This is a genomic window from Streptomyces sp. NPDC008001 (genome assembly GCF_042958085.1).
Taxonomy (GTDB): domain Bacteria; phylum Actinomycetota; class Actinomycetes; order Streptomycetales; family Streptomycetaceae; genus Streptomyces.
Genome location: NZ_JBIBIZ010000001.1, coordinates 412,802 through 435,579, shown reverse-complemented (window position 1 = coordinate 435,579; position 22,778 = coordinate 412,802). Strand labels below are relative to the sequence as shown.

General features: G+C 73.3%; 20 protein-coding genes and 1 riboswitch. Of the genes, 11 read left to right on the top strand and 9 right to left on the bottom strand.

Annotation, left to right across the window (positions count from 1 at the left end; genetic code table 11):
- Positions 1-119: 119 nt before the first annotated feature.
- Complete coding sequence (locus ACFZCD_RS01920) at positions 120-533, top strand: hypothetical protein (protein WP_391826830.1); 414 nt, start codon at positions 120-122, stop codon at positions 531-533.
- Between the two features lie 85 nt (positions 534-618).
- Positions 619-829, top strand: a riboswitch (cobalamin riboswitch).
- 175 nt (positions 830-1,004) lie between these two features.
- The gene (gene metE / locus ACFZCD_RS01915) at positions 1,005-3,329 is read left to right on the top strand and encodes a 5-methyltetrahydropteroyltriglutamate--homocysteine S-methyltransferase (RefSeq protein WP_391826828.1); all 2,325 of its coding nucleotides are present in this window, start codon (positions 1,005-1,007) and stop codon (positions 3,327-3,329) included.
- Positions 3,330-3,436: 107 nt separating this feature from the next.
- Here the strand turns inward: metE and ACFZCD_RS01910 are convergent, their stop codons facing one another.
- Positions 3,437-4,210 carry a TetR/AcrR family transcriptional regulator gene (locus tag ACFZCD_RS01910; RefSeq protein WP_391826826.1) on the bottom strand — a complete coding sequence of 258 codons (774 nt, stop codon included), beginning with the start codon at positions 4,208-4,210 and terminating at the stop codon, positions 3,437-3,439.
- A gap of 106 nt (positions 4,211-4,316) precedes the next feature.
- Between ACFZCD_RS01910 and ACFZCD_RS01905 the strand changes: the two genes are divergently transcribed.
- Together ACFZCD_RS01905 and ACFZCD_RS01900 are read left to right on the top strand one after the other, a co-directional pair.
- Entirely contained in the window at positions 4,317-4,583 is a 267-nt protein-coding gene (locus tag ACFZCD_RS01905) for a hypothetical protein (RefSeq protein ID WP_391826824.1), read from the top strand.
- A gap of 123 nt (positions 4,584-4,706) precedes the next feature.
- Positions 4,707-6,380, top strand: coding sequence for a cytochrome bc complex cytochrome b subunit (locus ACFZCD_RS01900; RefSeq protein WP_391826822.1), 1,674 nt, complete (start codon positions 4,707-4,709; stop codon positions 6,378-6,380).
- Positions 6,381-6,393: 13 nt separating this feature from the next.
- On the opposite strand, the gene ACFZCD_RS01895 is transcribed toward ACFZCD_RS01900, so the two are convergent.
- A complete protein-coding gene (locus ACFZCD_RS01895) occupies positions 6,394-6,786 on the bottom strand; it encodes a cytochrome c oxidase subunit 4 (protein WP_391826820.1) in 393 nt (130 codons plus the stop codon).
- Entirely contained in the window at positions 6,783-8,483 is a 1,701-nt protein-coding gene (ctaD, locus tag ACFZCD_RS01890) for a cytochrome c oxidase subunit I (RefSeq protein ID WP_391826819.1), read from the bottom strand. The genes ACFZCD_RS01895 and ctaD overlap by 4 nt, the downstream gene beginning before the upstream one ends.
- 293 nt (positions 8,484-8,776) lie before the next feature.
- Between ctaD and ACFZCD_RS01885 the strand changes: the two genes are divergently transcribed.
- The 3 genes from ACFZCD_RS01885 to ACFZCD_RS01875 all read left to right on the top strand — a co-directional run bounded on the left by ACFZCD_RS01885 (position 8,777) and on the right by ACFZCD_RS01875 (position 11,760).
- Positions 8,777-8,932, top strand: coding sequence for a DUF5670 family protein (locus ACFZCD_RS01885; protein WP_391826817.1), 156 nt, complete (start codon positions 8,777-8,779; stop codon positions 8,930-8,932).
- A 248-nt stretch (positions 8,933-9,180) separates the two neighbouring features.
- Complete coding sequence (locus ACFZCD_RS01880; RefSeq protein ID WP_391826816.1) at positions 9,181-10,584, top strand: glutamine synthetase family protein; 1,404 nt, start codon at positions 9,181-9,183, stop codon at positions 10,582-10,584.
- 30 nt (positions 10,585-10,614) lie between these two features.
- Positions 10,615-11,760 (top strand): amidohydrolase family protein, encoded by a 1,146-nt coding sequence (locus ACFZCD_RS01875; protein WP_391826814.1) that lies wholly within the window; start codon positions 10,615-10,617, stop codon positions 11,758-11,760.
- 30 nt (positions 11,761-11,790) lie between these two features.
- Here ACFZCD_RS01875 and ACFZCD_RS01870 read toward each other — a convergent pair whose 3' ends face one another.
- From ACFZCD_RS01870 to ACFZCD_RS01850, 5 genes are all read right to left on the bottom strand, one after another.
- Positions 11,791-13,074 carry a hypothetical protein gene (locus ACFZCD_RS01870; protein ID WP_391826812.1) on the bottom strand — a complete coding sequence of 428 codons (1,284 nt, stop codon included), beginning with the start codon at positions 13,072-13,074 and terminating at the stop codon, positions 11,791-11,793.
- Positions 13,075-13,213: 139 nt separating this feature from the next.
- Positions 13,214-14,473, bottom strand: coding sequence for a cytochrome P450 (locus ACFZCD_RS01865; protein WP_391826810.1), 1,260 nt, complete (start codon positions 14,471-14,473; stop codon positions 13,214-13,216).
- Positions 14,474-14,568: 95 nt separating this feature from the next.
- Positions 14,569-15,231, bottom strand: a complete 663-nt coding sequence (locus tag ACFZCD_RS01860; RefSeq protein WP_391826808.1) for a DUF4360 domain-containing protein — start codon at positions 15,229-15,231, stop codon at positions 14,569-14,571.
- Between the two features lie 210 nt (positions 15,232-15,441).
- Entirely contained in the window at positions 15,442-16,113 is a 672-nt protein-coding gene (locus tag ACFZCD_RS01855) for an NADPH-dependent FMN reductase (RefSeq protein WP_391826806.1), read from the bottom strand.
- A gap of 80 nt (positions 16,114-16,193) precedes the next feature.
- Positions 16,194-17,933 (bottom strand): glycosyltransferase family 2 protein, encoded by a 1,740-nt coding sequence (locus tag ACFZCD_RS01850; RefSeq protein ID WP_391827918.1) that lies wholly within the window; start codon positions 17,931-17,933, stop codon positions 16,194-16,196.
- Positions 17,934-18,478: 545 nt separating this feature from the next.
- Between ACFZCD_RS01850 and ACFZCD_RS01845 the strand changes: the two genes are divergently transcribed.
- Together ACFZCD_RS01845 and ACFZCD_RS01840 are read left to right on the top strand one after the other, a co-directional pair.
- Entirely contained in the window at positions 18,479-19,306 is an 828-nt protein-coding gene (locus tag ACFZCD_RS01845) for an ATP nucleotide 3'-pyrophosphokinase (RefSeq protein ID WP_391826805.1), read from the top strand.
- Between the two features lie 253 nt (positions 19,307-19,559).
- The gene (locus ACFZCD_RS01840; protein WP_391826803.1) at positions 19,560-19,889 is read left to right on the top strand and encodes a putative quinol monooxygenase; all 330 of its coding nucleotides are present in this window, start codon (positions 19,560-19,562) and stop codon (positions 19,887-19,889) included.
- Between the two features lie 86 nt (positions 19,890-19,975).
- Here ACFZCD_RS01840 and ACFZCD_RS01835 read toward each other — a convergent pair whose 3' ends face one another.
- The gene (locus tag ACFZCD_RS01835) at positions 19,976-20,869 is read right to left on the bottom strand and encodes a DMT family transporter (protein ID WP_391826801.1); all 894 of its coding nucleotides are present in this window, start codon (positions 20,867-20,869) and stop codon (positions 19,976-19,978) included.
- Between the two features lie 261 nt (positions 20,870-21,130).
- Between ACFZCD_RS01835 and ACFZCD_RS01830 the strand changes: the two genes are divergently transcribed.
- On the top strand, positions 21,131-21,643 hold the full coding sequence (locus ACFZCD_RS01830; RefSeq protein WP_391826800.1) for a hypothetical protein: 513 nt from the start codon (positions 21,131-21,133) through the stop codon (positions 21,641-21,643).
- 330 nt (positions 21,644-21,973) lie between these two features.
- A complete protein-coding gene (locus ACFZCD_RS01825) occupies positions 21,974-22,690 on the top strand; it encodes a L,D-transpeptidase family protein (protein ID WP_391826798.1) in 717 nt (238 codons plus the stop codon).
- Positions 22,691-22,778: the final 88 nt, after the last annotated feature.

The following is a 22,778-nucleotide window of genomic DNA, read 5'->3' as shown; positions in this document are numbered from 1 at the left end:
CCGCGCAAGATCGGGGCACCTGGCCCGTATGGTCGCACAGCCCGCGGCAGAGGACCCGGGCGCGCCGTACGGTCGGAGCAGGGCCTCCCCGCGCACGGCGGCAGCCCCCGAGCACGGCCATGACGGCGATGAAGGAGGAGCAGGTGACGGACGCCCGGGAGAGTGCGGACCACGTCAGCGTGCATCTGACGGACTGCGGCCATCAGGACGCGGGCGCCGTCTTCGGCGTTCTGGAGGCCGCGTTCCCCGAAGCCGGGCCGCCGCGCAGCGAGACCAGCCCGGGCGCCCCGGGCGCGGGCCCCATGATCTGGTGCATGACCGTCGACACCCGGACGCGGCAGGGCGGCGGGGAGCAGCCGGGCGGGGTCCCCCTCTCGGGGACGGTCACGGCCGACCTCTTCGGCGCCGCCGATCCCGTCCGCCAGGTCAAGGAGGAGCTGGAACGGGCCTTCGCCGCCGAGCACCGCGGCCATGTGTCGGGCGAGCACGAGATGGAACTGCGGCTGCGGCTGGGGACGCGAACCGCCTCCTGAGGCACGCTCCTTCGCGCACGTCCACCGTGTCCCACGCCACAGTCCGGTATCCGAACCGGTCTGTCCGTGGCGGTGCCCGGCGTCCTAGAGTGACGGTGCAGCCGGTTCGCCCTGCTCGCCAGGCAGGCGCGTCGCAAGAGGGAACCCGGTGGGAATCCGGGACTGCCCCGCAGCGGTGAGCGGGAACGACCGCCGTCATACGCACTGGACCCGTCCGGGTCCGGGAAGCGACGGCCAGTAGGTGCCATGTGGCGTGCCCGCGAGTCCGAAGACCTGCCGACTGCCCGTGCGCTGCCGAGCGCACGGAGATCCCGGTGACCTCGAGGGCGGGTCGGCGCGCATCAGGCGGGCACGGGCGGCGGCGCACACGCGTTGCGCGTCCCTGTGGTGTCCCGTCCGGTCCGGCGTCCCTTCGCGCCTTCCGTCCGTCCCGGGGTCATGGACGCACGCACACTCGCGAAGGAGAGTTCCGTGACCAGCAAGTCCGCAGCCGCGGCAGCACAGGCCACCGTCCACGGCTACCCCCGGCAGGGCCGGGACCGTGAACTGAAGAAGGCGATCGAGGGGTACTGGAAGGGCCGCGTCACGGCCGGTGCCCTGCGCGACACGGCCGCCGCGCTGCGCCGCACCAACTGGCAGCAGCTCGCAGAGGCCGGGATCCGGGAAGTGCCCACGGGCGACTTCTCGCTCTACGACCACGTCCTGGACACCAGTGTGATGGTCGGTGCGATCCCCGCACGGCACCGCGCGGCCGTCGAAGCCGGTGCCCTCGACGGCTACTTCGCCATGGCCCGTGGCACACAGGATGTCGCGCCGCTGGAGATGACCAAGTGGTTCGACACCAACTACCACTACCTGGTCCCCGAACTCGGTCCCGGCACGGTCTTCACCGCCGACCCCGCCAAGCAGGTCGCGGAGCTGAAGGAGGCCCTCGCCCTCGGTCTGACGGGGCGTCCGGTCCTGGTCGGCCCCGTCACGTACCTGCTGCTGGCCAAGCCCGCGCCCGGCGTCGATCCGGGCTTCGAGCCGCTCACCCTCCTCGACCGGCTGCTGCCGGTGTACGCCGAGGTCCTCGCCGACCTGCGGGCCGCGGGCGCCGCCTGGGTGCAGCTGGACGAGCCCGCCCTGGTGCAGGACCGCTCCCCGGCCGAACTGAACGCCGCCGCCCGCGCCTACCGCGAGCTGGGCGGTCTCGCCGACCGGCCGAAGCTGCTGGTCGCGTCCTACTTCGACCGGCTGGGCGAGGCGCTCCCCGTGCTCGCCAAGGCCCCCGTCGAGGGCCTCGCCCTCGACTTCACCGGCCCGGCCGCCGCCAACCTGGACGACCTGGCGGCCGCCGGGGGGCTGCCCGGCAAGCGGCTCGTCGCCGGCGTGGTCAACGGCCGCAACGTGTGGATCAACGACTTCGAGAAGTCGCTGTCCACCCTCGGCACCCTGCTCGGCCTCGCCGGCCGCGTCGACGTCTCCTCGTCCTGCTCCCTGCTGCACGTCCCGCTGGACGCGGCGGCCGAGCGGGACATCGACCCGCAGATCGCCCGCTGGCTCGCGTTCGCCCGCCAGAAGACCGCCGAGGTCGTCACGCTGGCCCGCGGCCTGGCGCGGGGCACCGACACCATCGCGGCCGCCCTGGCCGCCAACCGCGCCGACCTGGCCTCGCGGGCCGGCTCGGCCATCACCCGCGACCCGGCGGTGCGCGCCCGCACCGCCGCCGTCACCGGCGCCGACGGCCGCCGCTCGCAGCCGTACGCCCGGCGGGCGGCCGCCCAGCGGGCCCACCTGGGCCTGCCGCTGCTGCCGGTCACCACCATCGGCTCGTTCCCGCAGACGACGGAGCTGCGCACCGCCCGCGCCGACCTGCGCGCGGGGCGGATCGGCACCGAGGCGTACGAGGAGCGCATCAAGGCCGAGATCCGCGAGGTCGTGGCCTTCCAGGAGAAGGCCGGCATCGACGTCCTCGTGCACGGCGAGCCCGAGCGCAACGACATGGTGCAGTACTTCGCCGAGCAGCTGACGGGCTATCTGGCCACGCAGCACGGCTGGGTCCAGTCGTACGGCACGCGCTACGTCCGCCCGCCGGTCCTCGCCGGCGACATCTCCCGCCCCGAGCCGATGACGGTCCGCTGGACCGGCTACGCCCGGTCGGTGACGGGTAAGCCGGTCAAGGGCATGCTGACGGGCCCGGTCACCATGCTCGCGTGGTCGTTCGTCCGCGACGACCAGCCGCTCGCCGACACCGCCCGCCAGGTCGCCCTGGCCCTGCGCGACGAGGTGCAGGACCTGGAGGCCGCGGGGACGGCGGTGATCCAGGTGGACGAGCCCGCCCTGCGCGAGACGCTGCCGCTGCGCGCCGCCGGCCGCGCGGAGTACCTGGCGTGGGCGACCGAGGCGTTCCGCCTCACCACCGCCGGCGTCCGGCCGGACACCCAGATCCACACGCACATGTGCTACGCGGAGTTCGGCGACATCCTCCGGGCCATCGACGACCTCGACGCCGACGTCATCAGCCTGGAGGCCGCCCGCTCGCACATGCAGGTCGCCGCCGAACTGGCCGTGGCGGGCTACCCGCGCGAGGCCGGGCCCGGCGTCTACGACATCCACTCGCCGCGCGTTCCCGGCGCCGGCGAGGTCGCGGCGCTGCTCCGCAAGGGCCTGGAGGCGATCCCCGCCGAGCGCCTGTGGGTCAACCCCGACTGCGGCCTGAAGACCCGCGGCTGGCCCGAGGTGCGGGCCTCGCTGGAGAACCTGGTCGCGGCGGCGCGGGAAGTGCGGGCGGAGCTGCCCGGAGGCGCTTCCTGACGGGGCTTCCGATGACGGCCTGATTCCCTGCTTCCTGATTTCCTGAGAACCCACGGGAGGGGGCGGGCGCCGGTGCGGTCCGGCGCCCGCCCCCTCCCGTCGTGCGGTCAGCGCACGGGCAGGATCCGGTCGAGGTGGTAGTCCAGCGTCACCCGCACGTCGGCGAGGGTGCGCCGGCCGTGGAGCACGTCCATGCCCAGCCCCGTCACCCCCGACACCAGCAGGTCGGCCTCCCGCTCGGGGTCGGTGCCGGGCGCCGGCCCGCCGGCCGCCGCGCACGCCTGCCGGATCAGGCCGGCGACGAGCTGCTCCACGGGCTGGGCTCCGTGCAGGAAGACCTCGGCCAGCGCGGGGTCGTTCAGGCTTCGCACGTAGTACGCGACGAAGACGCGCAGCGCGCTGCGGCGCTGCTCGTCCAGCGGCAGGAACTCGTTGAGGACGGCGCCCAGCACGGCCCGCAGGTCCGACGGGTCGTCGAGCGCGGCCATCCGGGCCCGGGCCCGCCGCTCGTTCTCCTCGTGCAGCAGGTGCAGCGCCTCGACGAGGAGGCCGTGCTTGCTCCCGAAGTGGTACTGGACCACGCGCAGGGAGACTCCGGCCGCGGCCGCGACCTCCCGCATGCTGGCGGCTTCCAGCCCCCGCTCCGCGGCGATCCGCCACACGGCCTCCGCGATCTGCCGCTTCCGCGATCCGCCCCCGGCGCGGGCGACGGGCCCGTCGGCCGCGGGCGGGGCCGCCGCCGCACGGCTGCGCGCCACGGCCCGCCGCCGGTAGGCCTTGGCCTGGCAGCCGCGCGAGCAGTAGACGGGGGGACGGCCCCGGACGGCTGCGGCGATCGGTGCTCCGCAGACATGGCACCCCGCCTGAATTTCATCACGCACGAGTGCAGTCTACCTCGCGGAAAAATGCGTGACGAAACCCGATATACCACCCCCACCCCTTGATACGGTCGTATCAAGCAACAGATCTCCGAACGGAAGGTGCATCGTGCACGAGAGCTGGTACCGGCTCCTGTCCATCGTGGTGTTCGTCGTGGGCCTCTGGGAGGGCCCGCTGGCCGTCGTCTACCGGCTCGTCAGCGACGACGGGGGCACGGTGCTCAGGGCCGCGAACTACCTCCCCTCCCCCTGGTGCTACGTCGTCGCGGCCGGGGCGTCCGTCGTCGCGTACGCCGTGCTGGCCGTCCTCGACACCGGCCGCAAGAAGGCGCTGGCCCGCGAGAAGGCGCGGCACGACGCCCGCAGCGCCGCGTGACACTCATGCGTTCTGGCTAACGCCCGGCGATCATGCGGTTGAGCTCCGGGCGCGCCGGTTACCCATCAGCCGCGGTCCCGCGCGAGGAAGCGGGTGCCCGAGCCGACAGGGAGTGTGGCGCGCATGCTGTTCCGGAGACGGAAGGAGAGGGCCAAGGCGAGGGTCCGGGCGGCTGCCCTGACGGGCTTCGTGGCGCTTGACCGGCGGCTGCCGGCCGCCGAGGGGGCGAAGGCCCTGCTGCGCAAGGCGTTCCCCGACCACTGGTCGTTCCTGCTGGGAGAGCTCGCCCTCTACAGCTTCGTCGTCCTCGTGCTCACGGGCTCCTACCTCACGCTCTTCTTCGATCCGGGCATGACGCAGAGCGTGTACGGCGGGCCGTACGCACCGCTGCGGGGCCTGCGGATGTCCCAGGCGTACCTGTCGACGCTGGACCTGAGCTTCGAGGTGCGGGGCGGCCTGCTCATCCGGCAGGTGCACCACTGGGCCGCGCTCATCTTCGTCGCGGCGATCGCGGTCCACATGCTGCGGGTGTTCTTCACCGGCGCCTTCCGCAGGCCGCGCGAGGTCAACTGGATCGTGGGACTGACGCTGTTCGTCCTGGCGCTCCTCGAAGGGTTCGCCGGCTATTCGCTGCCCGACGACCTGCTGTCCGGGACGGGCATGCGGACGGCGAACACGATCGTGATGTCGATTCCCGTCGTGGGGACGTACCTGAGCTCGTTCATCTGGCGCGGGCCGTTCCCCGGCCACGTGATCATTCCCCGGCTGTACGTCGTGCACGTGCTGTTCGTGCCCGGCGTGCTGATCGCGCTGATCACCGTCCACCTGATGCTGGTGGTCTACCTCAAGCACACGCACTGGGCGGAGCGGGGCCGGACCAACCGCAACGCCGTCGGGCAGCCCATGTTCCCGCATTTCATCACGAAGTCCACGGGCCTGTTCCTGATGCTGTTCGGCCTGCTGACCGCGCTCGGGGGGCTCGCCCAGGTCAACCCCGTCTGGGCCTACGGGCCCTACCGCACCGACCAGGTGGCGACGGACGCCCAGCCCGACTGGTACGTGGGGTTCCTGGAGGGCGCCCTGCGCGTGATGCCCCCGTGGGAGACCGTGCTGTGGGGGCACACCTTCATGTGGAACGTGCTGATTCCCACGATCGTGCTGCCGGGCGCCCTGTTCACGGCCCTGTACCTGTATCCCTTCCTGGAGAAGTGGATCGCCGCGGACCGCAGCGAGCACCACCTGGCCGACCGTCCCCGCAACCAGGCCGTCCGGACGGCCCTGGGCGTGGCGGGCATCGTCTTCTACGCCGTCCTGCTGGCGGCCGGCGGCAACGACGTGATCGCGTACTCCTTCCGCGTCTCCGTCAACACGCTGACGTGGATCTTCCGCGTGGCGGTCGTCGCCGGACCGGTGCTGGCGTTCTGGGTCACCAAGCGGCTCTGCCTGGCCCTGCAGGCGCACGACCGCAAGCTGCTGGCCGAGGGCCACGAGAGCGGGAACGTGCAGCAGGACGTCCAGGGCGGGCTGGGCGAGGGCCACGAGGCGCTGTCCCCCGGGCACAGCTACCGCCTGATGGTGCGTGAGGTGCCGCTGCCGCCGGCGGCGCCCGGGGGCGAGCTGCCGCGCCGGCAGCGGCTGCGGCTGGCCCTGGGCACCTGGTACTACCGCGACCGCGTCGAGATCCCGGTGACGCCCGAGCAGCGGCAGGCGATCGAGGAGCGGACGGCCGCCCCGGCCGAGCCGGAGGAGCCCGGGGCCGCCGCCGGGCGGAGCGAACCGGCCCGGCGCGCCACGTGACGGGCCCGGCGCGTCAGCCGTCGCGCCGGACGTACTGGAAGGCCATGCCGCCCGCACCGGCGGCCAGGACGCCGAAGCCGATGATGAACAGCCACAGCCCGTAGACGATGCCGAGGGCGGAGAGGGCGGCGCCCAGCGCGGTCAGGGGCGGGTAAGCGCTGCGCGGCGGGAAGAAGTCCAGGGGGCCCGAGCGGTCGGCGATGCCGGCCTTCCCGTCGTCCTCCGGCCGGGGGCCCCGGCGGCGGTAGTTCATGGTGAAGAAGAACGACATCAGCGACGCCATGACGAAGGAGACCGTCAGCGCCGCGGTGCCCGCGGGCTCGCGGCCGGAGAGCCAGACGTAGACGGCTCCGGTGACGAGGAAGAAGGCGGCCACGCCGGCGAAGAGGACGGCTTCGGTCTTCATCGGGCAATGCTCCTCGTCTCCGCCCCCTCCAGGGCTTCGGGATGGTGCAGGTCGAAGGCGGGGGAATCGGACCGCACCCGCGGCAGGGCGTGGAAGTTGTGGCGCGGCGGGGGGCAGCTGGTGGCCCATTCCAGGGAGCGGCCGTAGCCCCACGGGTCGTCGACGGCCACCTTCGGCGCGTGGCGGGCGGTGCGCCACACGTTGTACAGGAACGGCAGGGTCGAGATGCCGAGCAGGAACGCGCCGACGGACGAGACGGTGTTCATCACGGTGAACCCGTCGGCGGCGAGGTAGTCGGCGTAGCGCCGGGGCATGCCCGACTCGCCGAGCCAGTGCTGCACCAGGAAGGTGATCTGGAAGCCGGCGAAGAGCGTGAAGAAGTGGATCCTCCCCAGCCGCTCGTCGAGCATCCGGCCCGTCCACTTGGGCCACCAGAAGTAGAAGCCGCCGAACATGGCGAAGACGACGGTGCCGAAGAGGACGTAGTGCAGGTGCGCGACGATGAAGTACGTGTCGGTGACGTGGAAGTCGAGCGGCGGCGAGGCGATGAGGACCCCGCTGAGGCCGCCGAGCAGGAAGGTGACGAGGAAGCCGGCCGCCCACAGCATGGGCGTCTCGAAGGAGAGGCTGCCGCGCCACATCGTGCCGATCCAGTTGAAGAACTTCACTCCCGTGGGGACGGCGATCAGGAAGGACATCAGGGAGAAGAAGGGCAGCAGGACGGCTCCGGTCGCGAACATGTGGTGCGCCCACACGGAGGCCGACAGCATGGTGATGGCGATGGTGGCGCCCACCATCCCGGCGTAGCCGAAGAGCGGTTTGCGGCTGAAGACCGGGATGATCTCGGTGATCACTCCGAAGAACGGCAGGGCGACGATGTAGACCTCGGGGTGGCCGAAGAACCAGAACAGGTGCTGCCACAGGACGGCGCCGCCGTTGGCCGCGTCGAAGACGTGCGCGCCGAACTTCCGGTCCGCCTCCAGGGCCAGCAGGGCGGCGGTGAGGACGGGGAAGGCCAGCAGCGCCAGGATGGAGGTGAAGAGGATGTTCCAGGTGAAGACCGGCATCCGGAACATCGTCATGCCCGGGGCGCGCAGGCAGACGATGGTGGCGATGAAGTTCACCGACCCCAGGGTCGTGCTGAGTCCCGCGACGACCAGGCCCATCGCCCACAGGTCGCCGCCGGCGCCGGGTGAGTAGACGGCGCTGTTGAGCGGGGCGTAGGCGAACCAGCCGAAGGGCGCGGCGCCGCCGGGGACGACGAAGCCGGAGACGACGATCAGCCCGCCGAGGAGGAACAGCCAGTACGTCATCGCGTTGAGCCGGGGGAAGGCCACGTCCGGGGAGCCGATCTGCAGCGGCATCACGGCGTTGGCGAAGCCGGCGAACATGGGCGTCGCGAACAGCAGCATCATGACGGTGCCGTGCATGGTGACCAGCTGGTTGTACTGCGCGGTGCTGACGATCTGCAGGCCCGGCCGGGCGAGTTCCGCCCGCATGACCATGGCCATGAGCCCTCCGCCGAGGAAGAAGCAGAAGGCGGTCACCAGGTACATGTTCCCGATCACTTTGTGATCGGTGGTGGTGACGTACGTCAGCATGCGGCTGCCCAGCCGGACCGGGCGGCCGTCGCCGGTCTCCTCGGCCCCGGCGGTCCTCTCCCGGCTCTCCGGGCTCTCCTGCTCCAGCTGCGGCATCGCCCCTCCGTGGGCCCCGTGCCCGTGTGACCTGCGCCAGGTGCGGCCCTTCCCGGGCCCGGCGTCCCGTTGCGGCGGGCGCCTCGTGTGTAGCCGTGGCCGTCGCCGCGCAAACCAGGGATGGGCCATTCGGACGGCGCCGCCGAAGCCGCTGACCTCGCACTACGGCCTGATCGCGGTGCGCGAACGGCCGGCTCCGGGGGGCGATCGAGAGCGCGCGCCCGGGCGGCCGGGAGCACACTGGTAATGCTCGGCCCGTTCGCGGGCAGACGGTGGTTAAGGAGGTGAACCCCATGGTTCCACTGCTCATCGTCCTTCTTCTCGCGCTGATCCTCTTCGGCGCCGGTTTCGCCCTGAAGTTCCTCTGGTGGATCGCAATCGTCGTACTGGTCCTCTGGCTCCTCGGATTCCTCGTCCGCTCCGGCGGAGGCCGCTGGTATCGCTGGTAACTGGCCGGCGCCGATGACGCGGGGCCTCCGCCGTCCCGTACGCACGACGGAGGAGGGTGGGAAGCGCGCCGGAAACGCAGCGGCGGCAGAGACGTTTCACCTCTGCCGCCGCAGCCCGGCCCCGCGCACAACACGCACGCACAACGGCCTTATCGGGCCAGGGGTACGGCGTTACGCCACCGGGCTCACCCTCGTACGGTGTAATGGCCCATAAGAGTGGCGAGGCACCAGCACCCCCGGGAGCGAGCGTGGACGCACCACCGCACGAAGCCGCGGTCTCGGCCGCGCGTCAGGAAGCAGCGCGGCTCGCCGCGATGGACATCCACGGCGTCGCCATGACCTGGGTCGACAACTCGGGCATCGCACGTGTCAAGGCCGTCCCCACTGCCCGGCTCGCTCATGCGGTGCAGTGGGGCGTCGGCATGTCACCGGTCTTCGACGTGTACCTGAGCGACGACTCCGCCGTCACCAGCCGCCACATCGGCGGCCCCGACGGAGACCTGCGCCTCTTCCCCGACCTGGACCGGCTGACCGTCCTCGCCGCGCAGCCGGGCTGGGCGTGGGCCCCGGCCGACCGTTACGAACAGGACGGCACGCCGTACGCGGCCTGTCAGCGCGGGTTCGCCCGGCGCATGGCCGAGCGGGCCGCGCAGGCCGGCCTCGAACTGCGCATGGGGCACGAGACCGAATGGGTCGTCACCCACGCCGCGCCGCCCGCCGGCGGGAAGCCGGACGCGGAGGAGGGCGGGGCCGCGGCGGGCCGCGCGCCGCGCTACGCCGGTCCCGGCCCCGCCTACGGCATGACGCGGATCGTCGGCCTGTCCGACTACGTGCGCGACGTCCTGCAGGCGCTCGCCGACCAGGGCATCGACGTGCTGCAGATCCACCCGGAGTACTCGCCCGGCCAGTTCGAGGTGTCCACCGCCCCGGCCGGTCCGGTCACCGCCGCCGACCACGCCGTGCTCGTGCGGGAGACCATCCGTGCCGTCTCGGTGCGCCACGGCCTGCACGCGACGTTCGCGCCCGTGGTCGAGCCCGGGGCCGTGGGCAATGGCGCGCACCTCCACCTCAGCCTCTGGCGCAACGGCAGCAACCTGTGCCGCGGCGGCGACGGGCCGTCCGGCATGACGCGGCCCGGCGAGGCGTTCCTCGCGGGCATCCTCCAGGAGCTCCCCGCGCTGGTGGCGATCACCGCCCCGCACCCCGCCGGCTACCTCCGGCTCGCCCCGTCCCGGTGGGCCGGCGCCTTCCACTGCTGGGGCCCCGAGAACCGGGAGGCAGCGCTGCGCTTCATCCCCGGCCCGGCACGGGAGGCGGGCAGCGCCAACGCCGAGCTCAAGTGCATCGACGCGACGGCCAATCCGTACCTGACCGCGGGCGCGGTCATCGCCGCGGGGCTGAACGGCATCGAGCAGGACCTCACCCTGCCCGCTCCCGTCAGCGGCGACCCGGCGGTCACCCGCGCCGCGGTGCCCCGCCTGCCGTCGAGCCTGCCCGAGGCGCTGGAGCACTTCCGCGGCTCCGCGCTGCTGCGGGACGCGCTCGGCGAGCCCCTCTACGAGGCGTTCCTCGCCGTCCGCGAAGGCGAGCACGCGCGCACGGAGCACCACACCCCGGAGGCGCTCGTCTCGGGCCTCCGGGACCAGTACTGACGGCATCACCGGCAGGGAGGGGCAGCGGCCATGGCGAACGGGACGGGACCGGAACCGCCCGGGGGCGGCCTGGTGGACCACCACTGCCACGGCGTGGCACGCGGCCCCCTGACCGAGGCCCGGTTCCTGTCCTACCTGACGGAGTCCGACGCCCCGGCGGCCGAGGGCACCACGTTCTTCGACAGCCAGCTGGGCTTCGCCGTGCGCCGCTGGTGCCCGCCGCTGCTCGGGCTCCCCGCCCACTGCCCGCCCGCCGACTACCTGGCCCGCCGCGCCGAGCTCGGTGCCGAGGAGGCCACCCGGCGGCTGCTGCGCGCCACCGGCATCACCGACTACGTGGTCGACACCGGCCTGGCCGACGACATCACCACGCCCGGCGAGCTGGCCGCGGCGGGCGACGCGCGCGCCCACGAGATCGTACGGCTGGAGACCGTCGCCGAGCGGACGGCGGAGCGGGCGGGCACGAGCCGGGAGTTCCTCGACGGTCTGCAGGAGGCCGTGCACGCAGCCGCCCGTACCGCGCTGGGCTTCAAGTCGGTGGCCGCCTACCGCCACGGCCTCGGCTTCGACCCCGCCCCGCCGGGCCCGGGGGAGCTCGGTGCCGCCGCGGACCGGCTGCTGGCCGGACGGGACGCGGGCCTCCGCGTCGACGACCCCGTGCTCCTGCGCCACCTGCTGTGGACGGCCGCCGGCACCGCCCTGCCGCTGCAGATCCACACCGGATTCGGCGACCCGGACCTGCGCCTGCACCGCAGCGATCCGGCCCTGCTCACCGACTTCGTCAAGGCCGTGCGCCCGACGGGCTGCCCGCTGGTCCTGCTGCACGCCTACCCGTACCACCGCAACGCGGCCTACCTGGCCCACGTGTTCCCGCACGTCTACGCCGACGTGGGGCTGACGCTGTCGTACACCGGGGCGCGGGCCGCGGCCGTCCTCGCCGAGGTGCTGGAGCTGGCGCCGTTCGGGAAGGTCCTGTTCTCCACCGACGCCTACGGGCTGCCGGAGCTGTACGTGGCCGGCAGCCGGCTCTTCACGCAGGCCCTCGGCCGGCTGACGGAGGCGTGGGTCGGCGAAGGCGCCTGGGCCGCCGCCGACGCGCCCCGGATCGCCGGGCTGATCGGGTCGGGGAACGCACGGCGGCTGTACGGGCTGCCGCCGGCGGAGGGTTCCGGATGATCCGCCCGGCCCGGACGGCCTGACGGAGCGTCAGTGGACCGCCGTGGGCGGGACCTCCTCCTGCATCCCCTCCGGTCCGTCCGCTCCCTGCAGGTACGCGCGGACGTGCCCGGCCGCCTCCTCGCCGCCGGGAATCCGCTCCCACAGGGCGAGAAGGACGGGGGCGAGACCGAGCGCCTCGCCGCCGCTGTGCTGCCAGCAGTAGTGCGCGCGCTTCACCGCTTCCAGGGCCTCCGCGTCGGCGGGTCCGCTGCGGTCCAGGCGGCGGCCCGCGGCCGTCATCCACAGCCCGGCGGCGCGGGCGTGGTCGCCGGCCATGCGGGCGAGGTCCGCGCGCACCTCGACCCACAGCCCCGCCTCGGAGCTGTCCGGTCCGTGCCGGCGCAGGGCCTGCTGCTCCCCCGCGGCGGCCATGGCCGCGGCCTCGTTGTGCCGCCCGGCGTGGGCGGCGGCCAGGATGACCGGCAGCAGGTCCTCCTGTGCCGGGGCCGGGGCGGCAACGGGAGCGGGCCGGGAGGCGGGGGCGGGTCCGGGGTCCGGGTGGGGCGCCGGGGCGGCGACGGGCGCCGGCTGCGGCGGCACCTGGCCGGGCGTCCCCCACGGTTCCGGCCGGGGGCGCTGCCGGGCCGCTGCGGCGACGTTGGCCAGGACCGGGCCGGGCGTTCCCCACTGCAGGGGCACGGTGCCGGGGCCCGCTCCCGCGGCGAGGAGGGCGCGTTGGTGCAGCGTGGGCACGTCGAGCACGGGCCCGGCGTGCGGGTCACCGGTCTGCAGGGCGTCGAGGAGCGCCCGCGTGTACGGGCCCGCCTCGCGCGCGGGCACCGGCGGGACGGGGTTGACGACGCCGAAGAGGGGGACTCCCTGCGCGAGTTCACCGGAGGCGGCCCCGCTGATGACGTGCGGCCGGGCGGCCTCGTCGGCCTCCAGGTCGGCCAGCAGCAGCACCGGTCCCGCGTGGGCCTGCAGGGTGCGCAGCAGCCACGCCCAGGGCAGTCCGGTGTAGCGGACGGTGGCCGGGGTGCTGCCGGGCAGGGCCAGGTGCAGCTCCGCGCCGCGGCGGGCCGGGACCATCAGCCGTCCCGTGACCCAGACCAGGAGCGGGCCGGGCACCGCCGCGGCGTGCTGCAGGTACGCCAGGGCGCTCTGCGGGCCTTCCACGGCGGGCAGTTGCACCACGTCCACGGCGTCCGCGGCGAGGAAGCGGCGCGGGTGGGCGCCCGCGGCGGCGTGCGCGGTCGGATTCGGCAGGACGCCTCGTCGCCGGTCAGGCGTACCGTCCAGTAACAGCACACATCCCCGGACCGTGTCGACCACTACGCACTTCCTCCCTGGCAGCACACAAAGGCACAGGCCACTGTAGAGCCCTGGAGTACGGCCAGGGGAAGAACGTCGCTCCGGCCACCCCGCCGGCAGGTCCGCAGCCGGCCTCGGGGGCGTCAACGGGCCCCGGGAATCAGCCTGCTGGGGTGGCGCGGACCACCGGGAGGTGCCTCGGGCCGCGGACCAGGAGGCCGGGGCGGTAGGGCAGCTCGGCGGGGTCGGCGGCGAGGGCGAAGGCGGGGGTCCCGCGGTCCTCGCCGAAGAGCGCCGGCAGGGCCGTCTCCGCTTCGAGCCGGGCGAGCCGGGAGCCGAGGCAGAAGTGCGGGCCGTGCCCGAAGGCCGCGTGGGGCGCCGCCCGTTCGCCGGAGCCGGGCGCGTAGCGGCCGGGCCGGAACGCGTCCGGTTCCGGGAAGGCCGCGGGGTCCCGGTTGGCGGCGGCGAGGACCACGAGGACCGAGGCACCGGCCGGCACGACCACGCCGCCGCCCAGGTGGACCTCCTCCGTCGTGCGCCGCCACGTCGTCCCCTCCAGGGGACTCGCGTGCCGCAGGGTCTCCTCGGTCACGGCGGCCCAGCCCGCCGGGCCGCCCTGCCGGGCCGCGGCCAGCTCCCGGGGATGGGTGAGCAGGAGGAGCGACGCGGAGGCGAGCAGGTTCATGGTCGTCTCGTAGCCCGCGAAGAGCAGGAGGAAGGCCATCGCCAGCAGCTCGCCGTCGTCCAGACCGCCGTCGGCCTCGTCGTGGACGAGGGTGCTGAAGAGGTCGTCCCCGGGGGATCGCCGCTTGTCCGCGATGAGGGCGGTGAAGTAGGCGTGGAGGCTGGTCCACGCCCGGTCGACGGCGCCGGCGGGCAGGGCGTCGGCGGGCGATCCGACCCGGTACGTCCAGGTGCGCAGGTCGGCCCGGTCGGCGGTGGGCACGCCGAGCACTTCGCCGATGACGAGGACCGGCAGCGGGAAGGCGAAGGCGTCGACGAGGTCGACCGTCTCCCCGCGGGCCAGCCGGTCCGCCACGTCCGCCGCCAGGTCCGCCGTGAGCCGCTCGATGCGGGGGCGCAGGGCATCGACGCGGCGCGGGGTGAAGGCGGCGGTGGTCAGCCGCCGCAGCCGGGTGTGGTCGGGCGCGTCGGTGTTGAGCATGTGGCGGGCGAGGCAGCCGCGGGCCTGCTGTGCCGGGGAGTCGGGCTTGGGGCGGCCCGCGGCGGGCGGGGGCACGTTGGAGAAGCGCGGGTCGGCCAGGACCTCCCGGGCCTGCCGGTGGCCGGTGACGAGCCAGGCGTCCGTGCCGTTGGCCAGGGTCACCCGCGCGGCGGGCCCCGTCGCACGCAGACGTGCGTAGTACGGGTAGGGGTCGCGTGCGAAGGCGGGGTCCGCGGGGTCGAGGGTGTCGGGCACCCGTTCATCCTCGTCCGTCCCATCCGTTTCGGGACAGCGGGGCCGGCACCAGTGCTGAGGTGGGGTACCTGTGCGGTTCCCACAACCCCCGGCGGCTACCGCTTCGGGGGGCACTCCTTCCAGGCCAGGTGGTAGAGGGTGTTGATCGCCGTGTCGGTGGAGTCCATGGCCATGAAGCTGGTGGTCTTCGTGGGGTCGGAGGTGCCGGCAGCGACGGACAGCTCGGTGTTGATGTTGAAGTTGCGCTGTTCCCCGCAGGGAGCCCAGACGCGCTGCGCGATCTCGGTGGTGTCGGTCGCCTGCCAGTTGTCGTTGAGCGCGCCCGCGAACTGGTGGGACTTGATGGTGGTCTCGGACTGTCCCTGGAAGTAGTACGAGGCTTTCTGCTCGCCGGTGGCACCGGGTTCGAGATGGCCGTATCCGCGGTAGTCGACGCTCGCGATGGCATAGGTGAATCCGTGGGGCACATGGACGATCAGATTCAGCTGGCAGTTCTTGCGGAAGTCCGTCGGCTTCGTGCCCAGCCCCACCTGGGCGAGGTACTGGCTGTACGTCACGGTGAAGGCCGTGTTGTCGAGCGAGACGGCGACCGCGGCGGATCCGGCGGGGCACCCGGAGCCGTTGACGGTGGCGACCTCGATCACGATTTTGTCGGGTGGCACGGCGATCGCGGGGGCCGCTGCGTGGGCGGGCAGCACGGGGCCGCACAGCGCCGCTATCGCCGTGCCGCAGAGCACGAGCGCTCTGGATCTGGACATGGCTCTCCTATGGGTGACCGAGGAATCCGGGGGTTTCCCGGGGAATCCGGGAAATCTGGGGAACCTGAGGAGTTCGGGAAATGTGAAAGGCCGGGTCCGGGTGGGGAATCAATTCCACAGGGCGGCGGAGAAGTCAAGAGCGGCGATATCCGGGGAAAGGGATTCCGGACGCGCGCGGGCCGGCCGCGGCGGGCGGGGGGGGCGGCCCCGTCAGTCCTGGGCGCGCAGGGTGACCGGGGCGTCCGTGCAGTCGCCGAGGAACTCGTACCAGCGGCGGCGCAGGCAGACGTAGCGCGTGTCCGCCTCGGCCAGCCGCAGGAACGAGGTCACCGCCTCCACCAGCCGCTCGTGGAGCGCGCGGTCGGCGAGGTCGCCGCCGGCGGTGAACCCTTCGTGGGCTCGGGCGAGGCTGAACATGTCGGGGTACACGCGCGTGCCCAGGTGTTCGAGCGGGACGCGCAGGGCCCACAGCCCGCGGTTGCCGCCGATCATGGAGGGCGACGCGGAGACCAGGAGGGCGTGCTTGTCCTTGAACGGCTGGGGGCGGACGCGCGAGACCCAGTCGACGGCGTTCTTCAGGACGCCGGGCACCGAGGCGTTGTACTCGGGCGAGGAGATGATCAGCGCGTCGCAGGCGGCCAGGCGGTCGCGCAGGGCGAGCGCCCCGGGCGGCAGGCCCTCGGCGGCCTCGGCGTCCCCGTCGTAGAGGGGCATGGGGAACTCGCGCATGTGAGCGTGGTCGGCCTCCGCGCCCGCCTCGTCCCGGACCAGGCGGGCCACCAGCGAGGCCAGCCGCGCGTTGAGCGAATCGGTGCGCAGGGAGGCGCCGAGGACGAGCACGCGCAGGGGGCCGGGCGAGCCGGATGCGGTCTCGGTGCTCATGGTCCTCGTCTCCTTGTCGGGTGCGGCTTGGTGACCGGGGCGGTGCGGCGGAGGGCGGTGCGGGGCGCGGCGGTGCGGGGTCAGGCGGTGCTGTGCCGGGGGCGGGGGCGGGAGACGGCCGGGCCGGTGCCGGTGCCCCGTCCGCTCGGCCGGCTCTCCCTCACCCGGCCCGCCAGCCACACCCCGACCGGCCCCAGGGCGGTGAGCAGCGCCATGGCGGCCCACGCGCGCATCGCCGCCGAGGAGTGGCCCAGCACCGCCGACGTCACCAGGCACAGCCCGAAGACGCCCGCCCACCACAGGTGCGTGCGGAACGTCGCGGCGCAGTCCCCGGACGCCGACGCGCCCTTCGGGGTGACCACGAACCCCGAGCGCCGGCGCAGCAGCGCCTGGCCCATCGCCCGCGCGTACAAGGGGGCCGACACCGCCGACATCACCATCCCCGCCACGCCCGAGGAGCCTTCCGGCTCGTGCGGGCTGACGTTGTGGCGGCGGTTGGCGACGTACAGGCAGATCTGCAGCACGGCCGCGTCTCCGTAGAGCATCAGCCACACCTGCGAGGGCACGTTGATGCCGGAGGCCCCGAGGCCGAGGAAGAGGACGCAGGAGACGCCGCCGAGGACCCAGGTCATGGCGGCCATCGGGTAGTAGGCGACGAGCAGGCAGTAGTTCCACAGGCGGCCCGGGGACAGGGACCACACGGCGCGCCCGAACTGCCGCAGGAGCGTCTCGAAGGTCCCGCGCGACCAGCGCAGCTGCTGGGAGAAGAAGTCGGTCCACGACGAGGGGCCCTCCCCCACGGCCAGGACGTCGGGGGTGTAGACCGAGCGCCAGCGGCGGCCCGTGGCCGGGTTCTTCCGCCGGTGGATCTCCAGGCCGGTCGCCATGTCCTCCGTGATCGAGTCGTAGAACCCGCCGATCTGCTGCAGCACGCTCACCCGCACGCAGTTCGACGTCCCCACGAACATCGGGGACCCGTAGCGGTTCCCCGCCCGCTGCACCAGCGCGTGGAAGAGGAACTGCTGGCTCTCCGCGGCCTTCGTCACCCGGGCCGAGTAGTTCCCGTACACCTGGGGGCCCACCACGAAGGCCACGTCGGGGTCGCGGAAGTAGCCCAGCATCCGCTCCAGGAAGTTCGGCAGCGGCACGTGATCGGTGTCCACGCACGCCACGAAGTCGTAGCCGTTGCCGTGGGCGTCCAGCCAGGCGTTGTAGTTGCCGTGCTTGGTGCGGGCCCGGAACTTCCCCGACGGCCGGTTGTACCGCGCCACGCCCTTCCGGGAGAAGTGGCGCACTCCCAGCCGCGCGCACAGCGCCCGCGCCCCCGGGTCGTCCCCTTCGTCCAGCAGCCAGACGTCCACCCATCCGTCGTAGCCGACCCGGACCGCCCCCTGCAGCGTCGCCGCCACCATGGCGAGGGGTTCCTTCCCGGGGACGAACGTGGTGCAGAAGGCCACCCGTGCGCCCGGCTGCGCCCGTACCGGCACCGGGTCCCGCGCCACGCACGAGGCGTGGGCCACCGAGACCACGTTCACCACGCGGAACACCTCGACCAGGGCGACCGACGCGAGCATCACCGCGTCCGCCGCCCCCAGCCACCCGTCGCGCACCACCCAGTGCCCCGGCCACAGCAGCCACACCAGCACGCCGGCCGCCGTCAGGGGCGCCAGTCCCACCAGCAGTCCCAGCTGCACGGCCGTCGCGCCCGCCCGGCCCTGCAGCCTCCGGTACCCCACCCGGTACGCCCGGTGGGACGGCGGGGTCTCCAGCGGCCCCGCGAGACGGCTGAACCCGTCGTAGTCGTAGGCGCCGCCCGGCATCCCGCCCGCCGGACGTGCCGCCACGCTCCGCCCCCTCGCCGGCCCCGGCAGCGCGCTCCCGCCGCCGGCGTCCTCATCGGCGGCCACACCACGCCCCGACACCTGCACTCCACCCACCACCGCAACCACCGCCCATTCCCCCACCGCCGGAACCACCCCCAAAGGGGTCATTAGGCAGCAAAACGTAACAACGCATCTGAGCGATCATCCGACGATTCCGCCCAACACACCCCCCTGATCACCCACATGGCTCAGGCGGTCCAGACAGCCGTACGACAGGCATATGACCCGACGGTTCTCGGTGCCCAGCGCAGATCAAAGCGCCGGGGGGCTTCCGCGGTACGGGGCAGCGGTCAGCACCACCGGATCGGATGAACACCCCGCTCAGGCCGGCGGCAGCACACATTCCGCCTCGGGACCGCCGCGTTCCGGCCAAAGGACGTGCGCGCCGTGCGCGGTTCAGTTACCGCCGCGGGCGCTCGCCGGTTGTACGTGTCGCCGGACACCACCCCACGTGCCGAAGGACGGATCACACGGTGCTCAACATGCGCACTGCCCATCGACTCGCGGCCGCCGCGGCCATCGCCGCCGCCCTGAGCGCCGGCCCGGTGCCCGGTGCCCTGGCCGACGGCCGGGCCGGCTCGCACGCCGCCAAGGCCGCCGGGGCGGAGCGGGCCCGCGACGACGAGGGCGGATGGCAGGGCGACGGCCTGTCGCTCAACGCCGCGGACAACAAGAAGGTCGACGCGTTCCTCGCCCGTGCCCGGTCCGCCGAGCGGACGGTCAGCCCCGAGATGCAGGCGGTGGCCCGCATCAGCCACGCCACCCTGGTCGGCTTCGACCACCGGCTGAAGTCGCCGGACTCGCTCAAGCGCAAGGTCGCCACGGCCATGAAGGAAGTCCCCGGGCAGACCGTGGACGCAACCCTGGACAAGATCAACGACTCCGTCCGCTACACCCTCCAGTGGCCGGACGGCAGCTACACCGACGGGGTGGCCGTCGCCTCCTCGGCCCTGGCCCTCTGGGGCAACGACAGCGTCAAGTGGTCCAACACCTGGGGCCGGAAGCACGGCTACAAGGGCATCAACGCCGCCTGGCGCGATCCGCGCTCCCGGCACGTCTTCGAGGTGCAGTTCCACACGCCGTCGAGCAAGTGGGCGCAGGAGGCCACGCACAAGCTGTACGAGGAGCTGCGGCTGCCCACCACCTCGCCCGAGCGCGCCCGCGAGCTCCGGGAGCAGCAGGACGCCATCTTCACGTCCGTGCCCGTGCCCGAGGGGGCGGAGGGGCTCACCGCGCCCGCGACCGCGAAGGCCAGGCCGGCAACCGTGCGGACGCTGCCGGCCCCGGTGGAGCGCCCCGCCGCCGCCTAGCGCTCCGCCGTACGGGGCGGCGGGGCGGCGGGGCGGCCAGTCGGACGGACCGCCGCCCGTCCGACTGGCCGTCCCGGCGCTGCCGGGGTGCAATTTTCCGGGAGGGCCGGAATCGCTGTCGTCCCTGCTTCACCGGGTGCCCCCGCCTCCGCCAGCGTGGGCACCGGCGCGGGCGCTCCCGCCCGCCGCCGTCGGCAGGGGCCGGGACCGGTCCGCCGCCCCGGCACGCCGCCCGAACACGACAGGAGCCTTCATGATCTTGATCGTCGTCAAGATGACCGTCCGCCCCGAGTACACCGACAAGTGGCTCGGCCTCGTCCAGGACTTCACCCAGGCCACCCGGGACGAGCCGGGCAACCTGTTCTTCGAGTGGTCCCGGAGCGTCGACAACCCGAACCAGTTCGTCCTCGTGGAGGGCTTCGCCTCCCGTGAGGCCGGCGACGCGCACGTCAACTCGGCGCACTTCAAGAAGGCCATGGACGACATGGCCGAGGCCATCGCCACCACGCCGCAGATCATCAGCACCGAGGCCCCCGGCAACGGCTGGTCCGCGATGGCCGAGCTCACGCCGCGCAACCGCTGAGCGAGGGCCGGACGGCGGCACCGGACGGCAGGGCGGCAGCACGGCCGTCCTGCCGCCGGGCCCCGCGCGGCACGCGGCCCGGCGGCTCAGGGGTGCGCGGCCTTCCCCGGGGGAGCCGGAGTCACCAGGTCCCGCGCGAGGGCGACGCGGGAGATCGTCACGGCCCCGTACAGCACCAGGGCCGCCCCGGCGGCCTCGGGCAGGATCCACCAGCCGCTGCGGACGCGTTCCTCGTACAGCGTGATGCCCAGCGAGAGGCTCACGAGCGCGTCGCCGAGGGTCAGTGCGGGCTGCGAGGCGGTGAGCGGTCCGGACTGCATGGCGTTCTCCAGCAGGAAGAGGGCCATGACGCCGGTGACGGCGAACGCGTACGTCTGCCACGAGACGAAGAAGGCGGCCGCGCCGCCGTCCTGCCAGGCGTGGGTGGCGTCCTTCATCAAGGCGGCCGTGAGGGCGTAGCCGACGGCGGCCGTCGTGCCGAAGCAGGCGGCGCGCAGGCCCCCTTCGGGGTGGCGCAGGGCGGTGACGGTCAGGCCGCCGATGAGGGCGAGGCAGCAGGCGAGGGCGAGCACCCAGCGGCCCGCGGGCGGCTCTCCGGTGCCGGGTGAGGGCGCGGCGGCGGCCAGGGCCACTCCGAGTCCGGCCGCGATGCAGACGGCTCCGCGCCAGGCGGGTCCGGTGACCCTGCGGCCCAGCATGAGGCCGCCGAGCAGCAGGGCGAACGGCAGCTCCAGCACGAAGACGGGCTGGACGACGGCCATGGCGCCCTGCGACAGCGCGAGCGCCTGGAGGCAGGCGGCGGCGAGGACGGCGGCCATTCCGCCGAGCCAGGCCTTGCGGCGCAGGAGTTGGGCGAAGAGGGACAGCCGCAGCCCCGGAGCGAGCGGAACGGTACGGGCCGCGCGGCGCTGCAGAACGACCGCCAGGGCGTTGCTGACCGCGGCGAGCAGGGCGAAGAGGATGGCGGGGAAACTCCGCACGGTGCCGCTCCTTTCGGCCCCGCTGCCGGAATCGGGTATTCCTTGGCGGTGGATCCGGAATGCTCACTGCTATCTTCCGCCGGGCGGGTACGGAAGCGGATCAGGCGCACCGGTGGCGGAGAATCGCCGACCGTCCGCACGGCCGGCGCGGACGGACATTGACAAGCGGGCGCCGCACCGTAAGGGTTGGCCGGCAGGAAAAGGCACGGATTCCAGGTGAGTTGAACTGTCGTCCCACTTCCGTCCACAGCTGGAGGAAATGTGTCCGGACGCTCGTTGTTCGCTGCCCTGGCCCTTGTGGCCGCCTCCGTTTCCGGCCTTGCGGCCGCACCCGCGGCCCAGGCCGCCGGGACCGCGCAGGAACGGGAAACCGCCTCGGCACAGCATTCCGGCGCCGCGGAACTCCGCGGAAGACATCCGGAACTGAACGGCGCCCGCCTCAAGGGCGTGAACAGCCCGGCCGTCTATCTGATCCTCGACGGCAAACGGCACTGGATCCCCAACCCGGCGACGTACAACAACCTGTTCCGCAACTGGAACGGAATTCAGTCCGTGATCGACATCGGCGCCATCGACGACGGCGGCCAGCTGTCGGACGGCGCGATTCTCGCGAAATCCCCCGGCGAGCCCGCGGTTTACCTGGTGAGCAATGGCATCAAGCGCTGGATCACCAGTCCGGCCGCCATGGACAAGTACTACTTCGACTGGAACAAGATCGTGAACATCTCGCCGGTCGCCCTGAACTCGATTCCCACGGGCGCCGCCATCTCCTAGCGGCCGCCGGGCGCACGCCCGGCTGCTCCGTCCGGGGGTGGGCGCCGGGGGCGGCGGCGCCCCCCCCCCCCCCCGGCCCCGCGGGCCCCGGGGCCACCCCCGGGCGGGGGGATGAGTGTTTCGTGGATTGGGGACACCGATGCGGGGCAACAAAACCGGGGGCCCGGGGAACCCATTCCCCGCGGGCGCCCCCACCCCCGGGGGGGGGCGGGGGCCCCGGGGGGCGGGGGGGGGGGGGGGGGGGGGGGGGGGCGGGGCCCCCCCCCCCTCCCCGGCCGTCCCTGCGGTCCCGGCTGCAACCACCGGCCGGTGCTATCAGTCTTACGTCATATGGGAACACGTAGCAGGGACAACAAGACGGCGCGCCGGGTCACGGCACGCCGGCTCGGGGTGCTGCTGGGCACGCTCGGGCTGACGGCGCCGCTGACGGTGGCGATAGGCGGGGCGGCCGAGGCCGCACCCGCCTGCACGACCAGGACCGGGCCCTACCAGAGGGAGGCCGAGACGTTCCTGGGCAGAGTGGCGGACGGCGAGCAGTCGCCCGCCGACTGCAAGGCGATCCAGGACTTCCAGACCAGTCACCGCATCACGCCGAACATCGGCTTCGCGGGGCCCCTCACCTGGGCGGCCATGCGGGACGAGATCGCCCGGCGGAATCCCAACGCCGACGGGAAGTGCCCGGTGAACAAGGGCCGGGTCGCCTGCGTCGACCTCACCCACCAGCTCAGCTGGATACAGGACGGCAAGGCCGTCAAGTTCGGCCCCGTGCCGGTCCGCACGGGCCGGGCCGGCTACGAGACGCGGACCGGCTCGAAGAAGATCTACTGGCGGTCGGTCAACCACTGGTCGACGATCTACAAGGTGCGGATGCCCTACGCGCAGTTCTTCGACGGCGGGCAGGCCTTCCACGCCATCGAGGGCAGCGTCTGGTCGCCGCCCGGTTCGCACGGCTGTGTGAACATGCGGATCGGTGACGCCAAGAGCTACTGGTCCCTGCTGGGCAACGGCGACAACGTCTTCGTCTACGGCCGCAAGCCCGGCACCTGAGCGGGCCCCGGAGAACCCCCTCCGCTCCGCGGCCCGGACGGCCCCCGCACCCCGAGCGCGGGGGCCGTCCCCACCCCGTACCGCCGAA

What these genes read in the sequence shown, in the direction of transcription:
- ACFZCD_RS01920 (WP_391826830.1), top strand. Translation starts at nt 120, where the DNA reads ATGACGGCGATGAAGGAGGAGCAGGTGACGGACGCCCGGGAGAGTGCG.
- ACFZCD_RS01900 (WP_391826822.1), top strand. Translation starts at nt 4,707, where the DNA reads ATGCTGTTCCGGAGACGGAAGGAGAGGGCCAAGGCGAGGGTCCGGGCG.
- ACFZCD_RS01895 (WP_391826820.1), bottom strand. Translation starts at nt 6,786, where the DNA reads ATGAAGACCGAAGCCGTCCTCTTCGCCGGCGTGGCCGCCTTCTTCCTC.
- ctaD (WP_391826819.1), bottom strand. Translation starts at nt 8,483, where the DNA reads ATGCCGCAGCTGGAGCAGGAGAGCCCGGAGAGCCGGGAGAGGACCGCC.
- ACFZCD_RS01885 (WP_391826817.1), top strand. Translation starts at nt 8,777, where the DNA reads ATGGTTCCACTGCTCATCGTCCTTCTTCTCGCGCTGATCCTCTTCGGC.
- ACFZCD_RS01875 (WP_391826814.1), top strand. Translation starts at nt 10,615, where the DNA reads ATGGCGAACGGGACGGGACCGGAACCGCCCGGGGGCGGCCTGGTGGAC.
- ACFZCD_RS01860 (WP_391826808.1), bottom strand. Translation starts at nt 15,231, where the DNA reads ATGTCCAGATCCAGAGCGCTCGTGCTCTGCGGCACGGCGATAGCGGCG.
- ACFZCD_RS01855 (WP_391826806.1), bottom strand. Translation starts at nt 16,113, where the DNA reads ATGAGCACCGAGACCGCATCCGGCTCGCCCGGCCCCCTGCGCGTGCTC.
- ACFZCD_RS01850 (WP_391827918.1), bottom strand. Translation starts at nt 17,933, where the DNA reads ATGCCGGGCGGCGCCTACGACTACGACGGGTTCAGCCGTCTCGCGGGG.
- ACFZCD_RS01845 (WP_391826805.1), top strand. Translation starts at nt 18,479, where the DNA reads ATGCGCACTGCCCATCGACTCGCGGCCGCCGCGGCCATCGCCGCCGCC.
- ACFZCD_RS01840 (WP_391826803.1), top strand. Translation starts at nt 19,560, where the DNA reads ATGATCTTGATCGTCGTCAAGATGACCGTCCGCCCCGAGTACACCGAC.
- ACFZCD_RS01825 (WP_391826798.1), top strand. Translation starts at nt 21,974, where the DNA reads ATGGGAACACGTAGCAGGGACAACAAGACGGCGCGCCGGGTCACGGCA.